This window comes from Actinoplanes sp. NPDC049668, from assembly GCF_044465445.1.
GTDB lineage: Bacteria > Actinomycetota > Actinomycetes > Mycobacteriales > Micromonosporaceae > Actinoplanes.
Map to the genome: position 1 here is coordinate 1,131,361 of NZ_JBITLR010000001.1, position 12,552 is coordinate 1,143,912.

General features: G+C 72.5%; 15 protein-coding genes and 1 pseudogene. 2 read left to right on the forward strand and 14 right to left on the reverse strand.

Features of this window, described 5'->3' with window-relative positions; genetic code table 11:
* Nucleotides 1-42: 42 nt before the first annotated feature.
* The 8 genes and pseudogenes from ACIBSW_RS05295 to ACIBSW_RS05330 form a co-directional block, all read right to left on the reverse strand.
* Nucleotides 43-933, reverse strand: a complete 891-nt coding sequence (locus ACIBSW_RS05295) for an alpha/beta fold hydrolase (protein WP_354724123.1) — start codon at nucleotides 931-933, stop codon at nucleotides 43-45.
* On the reverse strand, nucleotides 930-1,253 hold the full coding sequence (locus ACIBSW_RS05300) for a DUF2516 family protein (protein ID WP_184988518.1): 324 nt from the start codon (nucleotides 1,251-1,253) through the stop codon (nucleotides 930-932). The genes ACIBSW_RS05295 and ACIBSW_RS05300 overlap by 4 nt, the downstream gene beginning before the upstream one ends.
* A gap of 65 nt (nucleotides 1,254-1,318) precedes the next feature.
* Nucleotides 1,319-1,774, reverse strand: coding sequence for a hypothetical protein (locus tag ACIBSW_RS05305; protein ID WP_354724121.1), 456 nt, complete (start codon nucleotides 1,772-1,774; stop codon nucleotides 1,319-1,321).
* Nucleotides 1,775-1,792: 18 nt separating this feature from the next.
* Nucleotides 1,793-2,206: pseudogene (locus ACIBSW_RS05310) on the reverse strand (helix-turn-helix domain-containing protein); the annotation flags it as partial.
* 68 nt (nucleotides 2,207-2,274) lie between these two features.
* Nucleotides 2,275-3,210 carry an asparaginase gene (locus ACIBSW_RS05315; protein WP_354724119.1) on the reverse strand — a complete coding sequence of 312 codons (936 nt, stop codon included), beginning with the start codon at nucleotides 3,208-3,210 and terminating at the stop codon, nucleotides 2,275-2,277.
* Nucleotides 3,207-4,040, reverse strand: coding sequence for a 3-keto-5-aminohexanoate cleavage protein (locus ACIBSW_RS05320; protein WP_354724117.1), 834 nt, complete (start codon nucleotides 4,038-4,040; stop codon nucleotides 3,207-3,209). Before ACIBSW_RS05320 ends, ACIBSW_RS05315 begins: the two co-directional genes overlap by 4 nt.
* A gap of 28 nt (nucleotides 4,041-4,068) precedes the next feature.
* Nucleotides 4,069-5,130: a folate-binding protein gene (locus ACIBSW_RS05325; protein ID WP_354724115.1), complete on the reverse strand. Its 1,062-nt coding sequence runs from the start codon at nucleotides 5,128-5,130 to the stop codon at nucleotides 4,069-4,071.
* Entirely contained in the window at nucleotides 5,127-5,528 is a 402-nt protein-coding gene (locus ACIBSW_RS05330; protein WP_404799255.1) for a Fur family transcriptional regulator, read from the reverse strand. Before ACIBSW_RS05330 ends, ACIBSW_RS05325 begins: the two co-directional genes overlap by 4 nt.
* Nucleotides 5,529-5,590: 62 nt before the next feature.
* Here ACIBSW_RS05330 and ACIBSW_RS05335 point away from each other — a divergent pair, with 62 nt between their 5' ends.
* Nucleotides 5,591-6,394, forward strand: coding sequence for an aminotransferase class IV (locus ACIBSW_RS05335; protein ID WP_354724111.1), 804 nt, complete (start codon nucleotides 5,591-5,593; stop codon nucleotides 6,392-6,394).
* On the opposite strand, the gene ACIBSW_RS05340 is transcribed toward ACIBSW_RS05335, so the two are convergent.
* Together ACIBSW_RS05340 and mtfM are read right to left on the reverse strand one after the other, a co-directional pair.
* Nucleotides 6,391-6,948, reverse strand: a complete 558-nt coding sequence (locus ACIBSW_RS05340; RefSeq protein WP_354724195.1) for an FABP family protein — start codon at nucleotides 6,946-6,948, stop codon at nucleotides 6,391-6,393. The two genes, ACIBSW_RS05335 and ACIBSW_RS05340, sit on opposite strands and share 4 nt — an antisense overlap.
* A gap of 35 nt (nucleotides 6,949-6,983) precedes the next feature.
* Nucleotides 6,984-7,088: a small membrane protein MtfM gene (gene mtfM, locus ACIBSW_RS05345; protein WP_354724109.1), complete on the reverse strand. Its 105-nt coding sequence runs from the start codon at nucleotides 7,086-7,088 to the stop codon at nucleotides 6,984-6,986.
* Nucleotides 7,089-7,102: 14 nt separating this feature from the next.
* Here mtfM and ACIBSW_RS05350 point away from each other — a divergent pair, with 14 nt between their 5' ends.
* A complete protein-coding gene (locus ACIBSW_RS05350) occupies nucleotides 7,103-7,477 on the forward strand; it encodes a DsrE family protein (RefSeq protein ID WP_354724107.1) in 375 nt (124 codons plus the stop codon).
* Here ACIBSW_RS05350 and ACIBSW_RS05355 read toward each other — a convergent pair.
* From ACIBSW_RS05355 to ACIBSW_RS05370, 4 genes are all read right to left on the reverse strand, one after another.
* Nucleotides 7,474-10,296, reverse strand: coding sequence for an RICIN domain-containing protein (locus ACIBSW_RS05355; protein WP_354724105.1), 2,823 nt, complete (start codon nucleotides 10,294-10,296; stop codon nucleotides 7,474-7,476). The two genes, ACIBSW_RS05350 and ACIBSW_RS05355, sit on opposite strands and share 4 nt — an antisense overlap.
* Nucleotides 10,297-10,423: 127 nt before the next feature.
* Nucleotides 10,424-11,290 (reverse strand): hypothetical protein, encoded by an 867-nt coding sequence (locus tag ACIBSW_RS05360; protein ID WP_354724103.1) that lies wholly within the window; start codon nucleotides 11,288-11,290, stop codon nucleotides 10,424-10,426.
* 79 nt (nucleotides 11,291-11,369) lie between these two features.
* Nucleotides 11,370-11,699: a DUF1416 domain-containing protein gene (locus tag ACIBSW_RS05365; protein ID WP_354724101.1), complete on the reverse strand. Its 330-nt coding sequence runs from the start codon at nucleotides 11,697-11,699 to the stop codon at nucleotides 11,370-11,372.
* Nucleotides 11,700-11,701: 2 nt separating this feature from the next.
* Entirely contained in the window at nucleotides 11,702-12,550 is an 849-nt protein-coding gene (locus tag ACIBSW_RS05370; protein WP_354724099.1) for a sulfurtransferase, read from the reverse strand.
* Between the last annotated feature and the right edge of the window lie 2 nt (nucleotides 12,551-12,552).

A 12,552-nucleotide genomic window follows, 5' to 3' on the forward strand; every position in this document is an offset into this window, starting at 1 on the left:
CCCACTTGATCGGGGATGTCCCGGTCCCGCGCGGCGTCGCGATCAGGCCGCGTTCAGGAAGGCGGAGACGCGTTCGCGCAGCTCCTTGCGCTTGGTCCAGAGCACCGCCGGCCGGTCGTAGACGTGCAGCTCGGCGTCGGGCAACAGCCCGGCGAGCCGCTCGGCGACGGGCGCGGGATGCACGTCGTCCCCCACGCACCCGATCACCAGCGCCCGGCCCCGGAACGCCGTCAGCGCCGAGGTGTCCGGCACCGCGGGCGCCCGCCACAGGGTGTCCAGCTCGGGCGCGAGCCCGTCGGTCAGCAACTGCTCGACCCGCTGCCGCAGATAGCTCCACCCCGTCGGCGTGTTACGCACCGACGGCGGCAGCTCGGGCTCGACGGCCTCCGCGACCAGCGCGGCCTCGCCCGACTCGATCGCGGCGAGCAGACGGGTCAGCCGCGCCTCGGCCTGCGGCGGCCGCACGCCGTCCAGCGGCGCGGGCAGATAGAGCACGATCCGTTCGAAGCGCCCGGGCGTGTCCGCGAGCAGCCGGCACAGCGCGCCGGCGCCCATGCTGACGCCGAGCGCCCGGGTGGCGCCGGACCGGTCGGCGACGGCCCGCAGGTCGTCGGCGAGATCGGCGAAGCTCCACGGTCCGGGCGGCGCGTCCGAGCGGCCGTGCCCGGCGAAGTGGAAGAAGACCCGCCGGCCGGTGACGCCGCTGCCGAGCGGGCGGGTGCCGGAGATGTCGCCGGCCAGCCCGTGCGCGAAGACCGTGACCGGCTCACCGACGCCCGTGACCAGCTGCTCCAGGCGTACGCCGGGCCGGGCCTCGATCAGCTCGGTCGGCGGCGACGGCAGGGTCGGCCGGCCGCCCCGCGGCGCGCTCGGGCCGGGGCCGGGATTCCGCGGGCCGCCGTCGGGAGGCGGCGGCCAGCGGAGACCCTTCACCAGAAGCCCTTGCCGTCCGAGAGGTCACGCAGGCCGGGCCGGACGTCGAGCAGGTAGATCAGCGCGGCGGCCACGCCGATGAGGCCGAACAGGCCGGTGGCACCACCGCCGACGCCGAGCAGCGTCAGGATGATGCAGACGGCGAGGATGGCCAGCCAGGCACCCTTGGGCAGGGTGCCGATCGCCTGGAAACCGTCGCCGCGCTGGGTCACGCAGTGGATGAGCGCGACAGCCTGCACGACCAACGACAGGATCGAGACGGCGAGGGCGATGAGACCCGCGACGTCGTCGTAGAAGATGGGTGTCGCGCTGTAGGCCATGACCGCCAGTCTATGCCGCGGGCCCCGGCTGACGCCGAGGCCCGCTGATCAAAGAGTTTCCGTGGTTACTTGCCGGCCGGGCGGGTCGCGCGCTTGCGCGGCTTCGGCGCGGACTCGGCGGCGGCGGCCTCGACGGCCTTCGGCTCCACCGTGGTCACCATGTCGGCGTTGACCACCTCGGCGGCCTCGACGACGCCGGTGCCGACCACGCGCTCGCCGTGCGCGACAAGCGAGGTGTAGACGGCGACGGCACGCTCCTGCGCGGCCGCGGCGAACGCGACGGCGCTCGCGGTGGCGGTCTCGCGCAGCTTGTCGAAGTCGGTGCTGGTGGCCGTCGTCTTGAGCGAGGCGGCCTTGGTGCTCGCCGTGTCGTTCGCGACCTTCAGCGAGGCGGCGGCGCGGTCGCTGAGGTCGGTGATGACCGCCGGCAGCTTGCGGAGCTGCTGGTAGGCCAGGTCACCGGCGCCGGCGGCGGCGTAGAGCGGCGAGGGGATACGGGTCTTGGTCTGCTCGGTGGTCACTTAATTACTCTCCTCGGGCTGGGTGGTGCTAGGTGGGGGAGCTGCACCGTCCTCGGCGACGGCCACGTCTGGAGTCGTGGGCGCCTGCCGGGCGGTCTCGTTTCGGAACGTCTCGTAGATCTGCGACAACGACTGCTTCTGGGCGATCGTCAGGTCGGGATCGACCGCGATGGCGGCCAGCACGCCCTGCTGGCCCTCCCCGTCGAGCAGGCCGGCACGCAGGTACATCGCGGGTGTCGACACCCGCAGCGCGCTGGCCAGTTGCTGCAGCACCTCGGCGCTGGGCTTGCGCAGGCCACGCTCGATCTGGCTGAGGTACGGGTTGCTCACGCCCGCCCGTTCGGCGAGCTGCCGCAGCGAGATCTTCGCGGTCTGCCGCAGGTCACGGATGAATCCACCGATGTCCTGAGGCAGGTCCTTTGGCGTGGCCATGCATTCGAAGGTAGCCCGCGGTGCTAGCTCCTGCAAGCACTTGCTTGCAGGAGCTAGCGTGAGTCGTGTCACCAGGCCGCGCGGACCTCGCCGATCCGTACGCCGCCGCCGAGCACCGGCACCGTGGCCAGGTCGTCCAGGATCGGCGCCGCGACGCCGAGCCGGCGCAGCGCGGACACCAGGATCGGCATCCGGGCCCGCATGGCGCCGTCCTCGATCTTGATGGCGACCGCGCCGGTGCCCTCGACCGCCACCGCGACCACGCCCTCGGCGCCGCCCTTGGCCAGCAGGCCGGGCACCCCCCGCATCAGCCGGGTGTCGTCCTCGCCGGTGCCCGCGACCAGCTCCGGGTCCGCGCGCATCGCGTCCGCGACCAGCCGCTCGAACGACGAGGGCGGTGCCTGCACCAGCCGCTGGAACCCGCGGGCCAGGGCGGTCAGCGAGAACCCGAACACCGGCGCGCCGCAGCCGTCGACCCCGGTCGCGGCGATCGGCTCGCCGACCAGGTCGGTCACCGCGGCGGCGATCGCCACCTGCAGCGGATGCTTCGGGCTCCGGTAGTCGTCCAGCGGCCACCCGTTCGCCACGCAGGTGGCCAGCATCCCGGCGTGCTTGCCGGAGCAGTTCATCAGGATCCGCTCGGGGCCGCGGCCGTCGCGCAGCACGATGTCCCGCTCGTTCTCCGACAGCGGCAGCGAGTCCGGGCAGCGCAGCGCGCCCTCGTCCAGGCCGGCGGCGCTCAGGATCTCGCGAACCCGGGCGACGTGGAACGGCTCGCCGAAGTGGCTGCCGCTGATCAGCGCGAGATCGGCCGAGTCGGCGGTACGCAGCCCGGCCCGCAGCATCCCCACCGTCTGGAACGGCTTGTTGGAGGAGCGGGGGAACATCGGGCCGGCCACCTCGCCGGCCGACGCGACCACCTGCCCGGCCGCGTCGAGCACCACCACCGAGCCGTGGTGCACCGACTCGACGAAGCCCGAGCGCACCACCTCCGCCAGGATCATCGGGCCGGCACCCCGAGCAGCTCGCGGGCCTCGGTGGTGATCAGCGGCGGCCGCTGCGCGAGCTGCGCGAAGCCGAACGCCCGGGCCACCAGCTGCATGTTCGACTCGACCGGCTGGCCCTTGCCGTACGTGATGGTGTCCTCCATGCCGACCCGCAGGTGCCCGCCCGCGGACAGCGAGGCGAGCATGACCGGGATCGTGCTGCGCCCGATGCCGGTGGCCGAGAACGTGGTGCCCGCGGGCAGGTCGCGGATCGCCTGCTCGCACGCGACCAGCGCCGCGGCGGTGCCGGGCATGCCGCCGGGCACGCCCATCACCAGGTCGACGTGCACATGGCCGCCGAACGGAAGCCCGTGCTTGCCGAGCAGGCGCTGCAGGGTGGTCAGCTGACCCAGGTCGAAGATCTCGTACTCCGGCACGATGCCCCGCTCCTGCATCCGGGTGTGCAGGTCGACGATGAAGTCCCAGCGGTTCATGAACACGCCGTCGCCGAAGTTGACGGTGCCCATCGTGCAGGACGCCATCTCCGGGCCGGCGTCGAGCACGGCCAGCCGGTCGGCCTCCGGGTCGGTCACGGCGCCGCCCGAGGAGAGCTGAATGATCAGGTCCGTCGCCTGCCTCAGCGCGGCCACCGTCGCGCGCAGCCGGCCCTGGTCCAGGCTGGGCTCGCCCGCGTCGTCGCGGATGTGGACGTGCACGATCGAGGCGCCGAGCGCCTCGCACTCCTTGGCGGTGGCCACGAGCTCGTCGATCGTCACCGGCAGCGCGGGTACGGCTGCCTTAGTGCTCTCCGCGCCGGTGGGCGCGACTGTGATGAGTGTCCCGGTCATGTCCGCGATCCTGCCATGCGGGACGGGCCTACGAGACGTCGATGGCGGCGGCCGACTCCCCGACCAGCAGTGACGCGTCGTCCGCGACGTTGCGCTTGAGCACGGCCAGGGCGATCATGCCCAGCTCGTAATGGCGGACCGCGGTGCCGACGAAGCCGACGGCGCGCCCGTCCAGGGTCACCGGGGTGCCCTGCGCGGGCGGCTGGTCGGTGGCGATCCCGTCGAGGTGCAGCAGCACCACGCGCCGCGGCGGCCGGCCCAGGTGGTGCACCCGGGCGATCGTCTCCTGGCCCCGGTAGCAGCCCTTGTCGAGGTGCACGGCGGGCGCGGTGAGGCCGGCCTCGGCCGGAATGGTCCGGTGATCGGTCTCCCAGCCCAGCCGCGGCTGCCGGTTGGCGACCCGGACGGCCTCGTAGGCCCACAGCCCGGCCCTCGGCACGTCGGCCAGCATCTCCAGCACCTCGTCGAGGGCGGAGCGGGGCACCAGCAGGTCGACGCCGAGCGGCACCCGGCGGGCGAGCGCACCGGCGCCGAACGGTCGTACGTCGTAAAGGGCGGTCGGCTCGGCCGGCACCTCGCCGGCGGCGAACTTCGGACCCGGCACCTCGAAGATCCGCGGCTCGGCCAAGTCGACGCCGAGGTGTGCCCGGGCCGCGGCGGCCGCCTGCGGCCCGACCAGCGACAGCACGGCCGTCTCGCCGGTCGCGTCGCGCGGCTCGACCCGGGTGAAGAAGCGCATCATCTCGAGGTACTTCAGCAGGCCGGCGCCCGCGCCGGGCTCGGTGTCCAGCCAGGCGGTCGTGCCGTCCTCGGCGACCAGGGCGTGCTGCTCGACGTGGCCGTGCGGGGAGAGCACCAGGAACTCGGTGCCCTGCCCGGGGCGCAAGCCGCTCAGGTGCTGGGTGGTCAGGGTGTGCAGCCAGCTCGCGCGCTCGTCGCCGGGCACCGCGATGACGTCCCGGTTGGACCGGTCGACCAGCCCGGCGGCGGTGTCGAGGACGCGCTGCTCGCGCATCGGGTCGCCGTAGTGCGCCGGCACGCCCGCGTCGGCGGAGCCGGGCTCGAGCTCCTCGATCAGAACCTTGGTCACGCCTGCGCCTCCCGGCAGTCGCCGCACTCGCCGAATAGCGAGACGTGGCCGACGTCGACCCGGAAGGCGCGGTCGGCGTGCAGCCGTTCGGTCACGGGCAGCATCACCGCGGGGTCGACCTCGTCGACCGAGCCGCAGTTGCGGCAGACGAGGTGCACGTGCTGGTCCTCGCCCGCCGGGTGGTAGGTCGGCGAGCCGTGCGACAGGTGGGTGTGGCTGACCAGGCTCAGGTCCTCGAGCAGCTCGAGGGTGCGGTAGACGGTGGTGATGTTGACGCCGGCGGCGCGTTCACGCACGGTGTGGTGAATCTGCTCCGGGGTCGCGTGGCCAAGCTCGTGCACGGCCTCCAGGATCAGCTGGCGCTGCGGAGTCAGGCGCAGGCCACGCTCCCGGAGCATCTCGGCAAGCGATGTGGCGGACACGTAACGAGCATAGTTCGCCCGGCTATACCCTCCGCGGCGTGAGCGAAAGCATTCTGGTGATTCCGGGCTCAGGCGCGGTGACCCCGACGGACCGCGGCCTGCTGTACGGCGAGGGCGTCTTCGAGACCCTGCACCTGCGCCCGTCGGGCCCCTGGCTGCTGGACCGCCACCTCGACCGGCTGCACCGCTCGGCGGCGCTGCTGGAACTGGCGCCGCCGCCCCGGGCCGAGCTGGCCGACCTGGCCGGCCGCGCGGCCGGGTCCTGGCACGGCGACGAGGGCGCCCTGCGGCTGATCGTCACCGCCGGACGGGCGTCCGGCAAGCCGGCGACCTACGCCACCGTCGGCCCGGTACCCGCGGCCGCACTCCGCGAGCGCCGCGAGGGCATCCGCGTGATCACGGCGGATCTGGGCGTCCGCTCGCGCCCGCCGTGGTCGCTTTCCGCGGCGAAGACGCTCTCCTACGCGGAGAACCTGGCGGCGCGGCGCTGGGCCGTGCGCCAGGGCGCCGACGATCTCCTCTGGCTGGACCCGGACGGGAGTGCGCTGGAGGCACCGACCGCCAGCCTGGTCTGGCTCGCCGGCGACACCCTGTGCACCGTTCCGCACGCGCAAACCGGCATCCTTGCGGGCACCACGGCGGCCGAGCTGCTCGAGCAGGCGCCGGCGCTCGGCCTGCGCGCGGAGGAGCGCATGATCACCGCCGACGGGCTGGCGGCGGCCGACGCCGTCTGGCTCGCGTCGTCGCTGCGTGGCCTGGCCGAGGTCCGGGCGCTCGATGGAGCGCGGCGGGCCGGGTCGCCCTGGACCCGGCGCCTGCTGACGCTGCTGGGCTTCGCCTAACCGCCGATGCGGATCAGCCGCGCGGACAGGTGCGGCCGCAGGGAGTGCCCCATCGCCGACATCTCCTGCGCGTAGAGCAGCGCGCCGTCGACGATGCCGAAGAGGCGGTGCCCGGCGGTCACCTCCTTGGCCGACGGCGTGCGGACGACCGCGTCCGTCGCCATCTCCAGCCGCGTGCCGTTCACCCGCCCGAGGTAAAGCTCCATCACCCCGGTCGGCGTCATCATCGTGGCTTCCATCTCGTCGCCGGGCCGGTCGTCGACCAGCACCGGCCGCCACCAGCCGATCTCGCGCCCGGCCATCCGGACCGGCTTGGAGTCCGCGTCGAGCAGCCAGGCCCGCGACTCGTACGCCAGGAAGGGGCGGCCGTCGTGGCTGATCCGGACCTCCTGCGCGAAATCGAAGTCCTCGATCTCGGGGAATCCGCCCTGGCCGCGGCCGCGCCAGAGTCCGATGAACGGCAGCAGGCCGAGCAGCGCGGGGTGCAGGTCGGGACCCTGCCGCAGGTCGTGCGTGTCCTCGTACGGGTACGCGTCGACCGGCGGCGCGTTCATCCAGGGCGGCGGACCCAGCGGGTTTTCCGTCTCACTCACCAGCGTCCCCTTGTAATGCGCATCGCCAGATAGCCCAAACCGCCCGCCAGCCCGCCGAACCCGGCGACCAGCAGACTCACGAACCCGACCTCGGTAACCATGACCCCGCCATCTTATGCTGACCGACATGGCCCGTTTGCTCGTCGTCAAGGCAACCGCCGGAGCGGACGCCCCGGAACGCTGCTCGCAGGCGTTCACGGTGGCCTCGACCGCGGCGGCGTCCGGCGTGGACGTGTCCCTCTGGCTCACCGGCGAGTCGACGTGGTTCGCGCTGCCCGGCCGCGCGGCCGAGTTCGACCTGCCGCACGCCGCACCCCTGCCGGGCCTGCTCGAGCTGCTGCTCACCTCGGGCCGGGTGACCGCCTGCACGCAGTGCGCCGCGCGCCGGGAGATCGGCCCGGACGACGTGCTGCCGGGCATCCGGATCGCGGGCGCCGCCGTCTTCGTCGAGGAGATCATGTCCGACGGCGCCCAAGCGGTCGTCTACTAGCTCGGCACGATCCGCCAGCGCTGGTTCGCGACGTTCAGGTCCGCCCACTGCGCGACCGGCGCGCCGTCCGCGGTCGAGGCGCCCGACACCTCCAGCAGCTTGCCGCTGTGCCGCGCGACGATCTCGAAGACGCCGGCCGAGACCCAGGCCAGCCGCCACTGCTGATTGGCCCCGCCGACGTAGTCCCACTGGGTCACCCGCGCGCCGTCCGCGGTGGAGACGCCGCTGACGTCCACGCACTTGCCGGTGAGGTTGCTGACGATCCGGAAGTGGCCGGCGCCCGCGTCCTCGAACCGCCACACGTGGTCGGCGGTCCCGGTCGGCGGCCACTGGGTGAGCTGCGCGCCGTTGGCCGACGACATGTTCTGGATGGCGAGCACCTTGTCGGTGTGCGTGACCTGCAGCTTGACGGTGCCGTCGGGGATCAGCCGCCAGTTGTGGTCGGCCGTGCCGTTGTCGGCGAACTGCTGCACGTTCGCGGAGTCGGCCGTGGACATGCCGGCCACGGCGAGGACCTTGCCGGAGTTGCGGTTCCGGATCCGCAGGTAGCCGGTGCCGTTGTCGACGAGCTGCCACAGGTGGTCGCCGGTGCCGTTGTCGTCGAACTGCACGACCTGCGCCGAGTCCGCCGTGGACATCTGGTCGACGCCGAGCACCTTGCCGGAGTTCACGCAGCGGATCCGCACGTAGCCGTCGCCGTTGTCGACGAGCTGCCACAGGTGGTCGGCCGTGCCGGTGTCCGCGAACTGCACGACCCGGGCGCTGTTCGCCTGCGACATCTGGTCGACGCCGAGGACCTTGCCGCTGTGCTGGTTCTGGATCCGGAACGCCACGCCGGGCGGCACCCACGGCCGGCCGGCGCCGATCGTGGGGAACGACGTGATCCGCAGCCGGGCCGCGCCCATCGGGATCAGGGTGACGGTCTCGGCCGGCTCGGCCGACGGGGTCGGGCTGTCCTGCAGCGGCGTCACGATCTGGTCGGAGTCGGCGGTCCAGGCCGGAATCCTGCGGGCCGGCGTGGTGATCCGGATCGGCGCGCCGGCGGGCGTGAACGGGTCGTTCGGGTTGCCCAGCCCGGTCGTCACCGCGAACGACGTGGCGCCGTCGAGGCCGTAGTTCCAGGCCGAGCCCGGGCGCACCTCGCTGGTCGGCCAGGCGTCCGTGCCGCCCTTGCGTGACCAGTTCTCGGTGATCGCCAGCGAGAACGTCAGGGCGCCGAAGCCGACCGACACCGCGTTGTGGTTGCCGCTCCAGGTCTTCACCGTCGTGCGCATCGGCAGCCGCAGCACGACCCGGTCACCGTTCGCCCAGGTCCGGCTGATCTTCGAGTACGCCGGCCCGGGCGCGACGGCCGCGGCGGCGCCGTTGACGGTGACCGCGGGCGCCGAACACCACCCCGGTATCCGCAGGTACAGCGGGAAGGCCAGGGCCTTCGGCGTGCTCACCGTGTACGTGATGGTGTCGGAGAACGGGTAGGTCGTGTCGGCGACGATCGTGACCGCCGTACCGTCGGCGACCCGGGCGGTGACCCGCGACGGGCCGTGCAGGTTCGCGACCAGGCCGGCGTCCGGGGTGGCCGCCCACATCTCCTCGACGTAGTAGGGCCAGCCCATGCCGTAGTTGTGCGGGCAGCACCGGTAGTTGTCGATGCCCAGCATGTACGCCTGCATCGGGAACCCGTTCTGGAACTGTGCCTGCCGGCCGGTGCGGTCCAGCTGCGCGATGCTGTTCGCGCTGGTGATGTAGTGGATGCCCTTCTGCTTCTGGTCCAGCGAGGCGGGCAGCGAGTTGAACGCCAGGTCCTCGACGCGGTCGGCCCAGACCGGGTCACCGGTGATCCGGCTCAGCATCTCGTGGCTGGCCATGAACTCGACGATGCCGCAGGTCTCGAAGCCCTGCCGCGGGTCGCCGAAGCCGGGCCGGGCGTTCTCGTCGCCGGCGAACCCGCCGCCGGGGAACTGCCCGTACGCGTTCATGATCGCGTTGTAGTCCTGGTAGCTGGCCTGCCGGTGCGCGGCGTCGCCGGACAGCACGGAGTAGACGGCCGGCTCGCGGAAGCCCTGCGCGAGGTTGACGTTGTGCGGCGACGGCAGGTTGTTCAGGTAGTTCGCCGAGTTCGCGTGGATCTTGTGGGCCAGGTCGATCAGGAACGCGTCGCCGGTGCGGTTGTAGGTCCAGAACACCACCTCGAGCGTGTCCGCCCAGCGGAAGCTGCCCCAGCTCTGCGAGAAGACGCTGGTCGGACGGCTGTTGACGTACTGGAAGAAGCGGGTCAGGAACGGCACGATCCGGGTGTCGCCGGTGAACTCCTGGTAGGTGCGGATCGCGTGCAGCATCGGCATGTGCGGCCAGAAGTCCGGGCCGTTGTTCAGGCTGGTGCGCAGGCCGGTCGGCCCGAAGAAGCCGTCGGACGCCTGGGTCGCCAGGACGCCGTCGATCCAGCGCCGGGTCTCGTTGATGACCCGGGTGTCGCCGGTGACGTAGCCCAGGCTGCTGAAGCCCTTGAGCCAGTACGGCAGCTCCTCCCAGCCGCCCAGGCTCGGGCGGATCCAGCCGGTGTTGTCGTACTGCAGGAAGTGCGAGATCTCGGTCATCCGCCCGTTGATGCCGTCCAGCTGGTAGCCGAGCTGGGTGGCGAGCCAGCCGGCGGCCCGGGTCTGCCCGGGCGCGAGCCGGATGAAGGCGTCGGGCCGCAGCGGCGAGCGGTTGACGACGTAGCCGGGCGCGGCGGCCCGCGCCGCCGAGCCGGTGATCAGTTCTGTTACCGCCGCGACGGCGGGCACGGCAACGGTTCCGGCCAGGAAGGTACGACGGTCCACAGCAGCCTCCGGGGGCGCGCCAGGGCGTGCACTCATGGTGGATTATGTTCGAATCCTTGCGTTAAAGGATCGTAAAACATCGATTCACGCATGTAAATGGATCGGGCGCCCGAATCTGGCAGGCTTGTTAACGACAGCCGGTGGTCGCGGTGACCCGCGCCGTGCCGTCGCCGTCGACGACCACCACGGACACCGCGCCGTCGCGGTACGCCAGCGCGTGCGGTTCGGCCTGCACGACGTCCGCGCCGCCGATCACCGACCGCAGCGCCCGGCCGAGATCCGCCGGTGCCGCCGGCCCGTCCGCCGTCACGGTCCTGGCCGTCCCGCCGCCGGGGCAGGCCACCTCGGCGGCCGTGGCACCGGCCCCGCTCACGCCGATCGCCTTCAGCGCCGCGCCGAACGCCGGCGGCGTCTCCACGGCGGCCGGGGGCGACGGCTCGAGGTCGACGCCCTTGGCCGTCGGCCGGCATCCGGTGGAGACCCGCAGCGTCAGGATGGTGGCGTCGGAGTCGGCCGCGGCGTCGACGCCGACGAACTCGCCGGCGTCGGCACGCAGGGCGTACCGGGTGCGGGCGGTGTTGCGCCGCACGGCGGCGTCGTAATCGGCCGGCATCGCCCGCGCGATCGCCTCCAGCGCCGCCGGCGCCTCGCCGGCGCGCACCCGGACCGTGACGTCCCGGCCGGCCTCGACCCCGTCCCACACCGGGGTGAGCGCGCAGGTGCGGTCGAACTCCAACGGGCCGAGCGTGACCACCCGGCCGGGCGCGTCGGCGGCGGCGAACACGTCGCCGGTGGCCCGCTCCAGCACGGGCAGCGCCTCGGCGATGTCCCGCTGCTCCGCCACGGTCGGCGGGTCGTGCCGCACGGACCAGGCCGCGAATCCGGCCAGCGCCAGCGCCCAGGCGACCACGATCGCGATGAGCCACCACCGCCGCTTGGGCCGCTCGGCGGCGACGGGCGGCGGCGGATATTGATACCCGGGCGGCTGACTCACGGCGCCAATGCTCGCATGCGCAGGGAAAACGAGGGCGGGGCCCCGGGTGGGGTCCCGCCCTTCGTCAACAGAGCGTGGGTCAGGCGGCGACGCCGAGGCCGACCTCGTTCAGACCGCGGGAGGCGTCGACGACCAGGTCGCCGTTGCCGTGCCGGGACAGCGCCCGCAGGGTCCAGCTGCCCGGCGCCGCGAAGAAGCGGAAGACGCCCTCGGGGGAGGTGACCACCTCGGCCGTGAACTCGCCGGTCGAGTCGAGCAGGCGGACGTATGCGCCGCCGACCGCGTCGCCGTCGGCGTTGGTCACGATGCCCGTGATCACCGTTTCCTTCTCGAGGTCGACGCTTGCCGGGATGGGAGCCGACTGGTCGGGCGCGGCGCAGCCGTCCGCGATGTTCGAGGGAGAGGTCATGGTCACGCCTTTCCGGGCTCGTCGCCGAGGGCGATCGGCACACCGATGAGGGAGCCGTACTCGGTCCACGAACCGTCGTAGTTCTTCACGTTCTCGTGGCCGAGCAGCTCCTTGAGCACGAACCAGGTGTGCGAGGAGCGCTCGCCGATGCGGCAGTAGGCGATCGTGTCCTTGCCGCCGTCCAGGCCGGCCTCACCGTAGATCTTGGCCAGCTCGTCGTCGGACTTGAACGTGCCGTCCTCGTTGGCCGCCTTGCTCCACGGCACGCTGATCGCGGTCGGGATGTGGCCGGCCCGCTGCGACTGCTCCTGCGGCAGGTGCGCCGGCGCGAGCAGCCGGCCCGCGAACTCGTCGGGGCTGCGCACGTCGACCAGGTTCTTCACGCCGATGGCCTTCACGACCTCGTCGCGGAAGGCGCGGATCTCCAGGTTCGGCGCCGACGCCTGGTACTGCGTCGCCGGGCGCGACGGCACGTCCTTGGAGTACGGGCGGGCGTCGAGCTCCCACTTCTTGCGGCCGCCGTCGATCAGCTTCACGTCGCCGTGGCCGTAGAGCTTGAAGTACCAGTACGCGTACGCCGCGAACCAGTTGTTGTTGCCGCCGTACAGGATCACGGTGTCGTCGTTGGAGATGCCGCGCGCGGACAGGAGCTGGGAGAACTGCTCCTGGTTGACGAAGTCACGGCGGACCGGGTCCTGCAGGTCGGCCTTCCAGTCGATCTTCACAGCGCCGGGGATGTGGCCGCCGTCGTAGGCGGTGGTGTCCTCGTCGACCTCGACGAAGACCACACCGGGCGTCTCGAGATTCTTCTCGGCCCAGTCGGCAGACACGAGTGCGTTGTCGCGACTCATCG

Excerpts from the sequence above, each read along its gene's own strand:
- ACIBSW_RS05300 (WP_184988518.1), bottom strand. The coding sequence starts at position 1,253 with ATGGCCTACAGCGCGACACCCATCTTCTACGACGACGTCGCGGGTCTC.
- ACIBSW_RS05315 (WP_354724119.1), bottom strand. The coding sequence starts at position 3,210 with ATGATCCTGGCGGAGGTGGTGCGCTCGGGCTTCGTCGAGTCGGTGCAC.
- ACIBSW_RS05320 (WP_354724117.1), bottom strand. The coding sequence starts at position 4,040 with ATGACCGGGACACTCATCACAGTCGCGCCCACCGGCGCGGAGAGCACT.
- ACIBSW_RS05330 (WP_404799255.1), bottom strand. The coding sequence starts at position 5,528 with ATGCTCCGGGAGCGTGGCCTGCGCCTGACTCCGCAGCGCCAGCTGATC.
- ACIBSW_RS05340 (WP_354724195.1), bottom strand. The coding sequence starts at position 6,948 with ATGAACGCGCCGCCGGTCGACGCGTACCCGTACGAGGACACGCACGAC.
- mtfM (WP_354724109.1), bottom strand. The coding sequence starts at position 7,088 with ATGGTTACCGAGGTCGGGTTCGTGAGTCTGCTGGTCGCCGGGTTCGGC.
- ACIBSW_RS05350 (WP_354724107.1), top strand. The coding sequence starts at position 7,103 with ATGCTGACCGACATGGCCCGTTTGCTCGTCGTCAAGGCAACCGCCGGA.
- ACIBSW_RS05365 (WP_354724101.1), bottom strand. The coding sequence starts at position 11,699 with ATGACCTCTCCCTCGAACATCGCGGACGGCTGCGCCGCGCCCGACCAG.
- ACIBSW_RS05370 (WP_354724099.1), bottom strand. The coding sequence starts at position 12,550 with ATGAGTCGCGACAACGCACTCGTGTCTGCCGACTGGGCCGAGAAGAAT.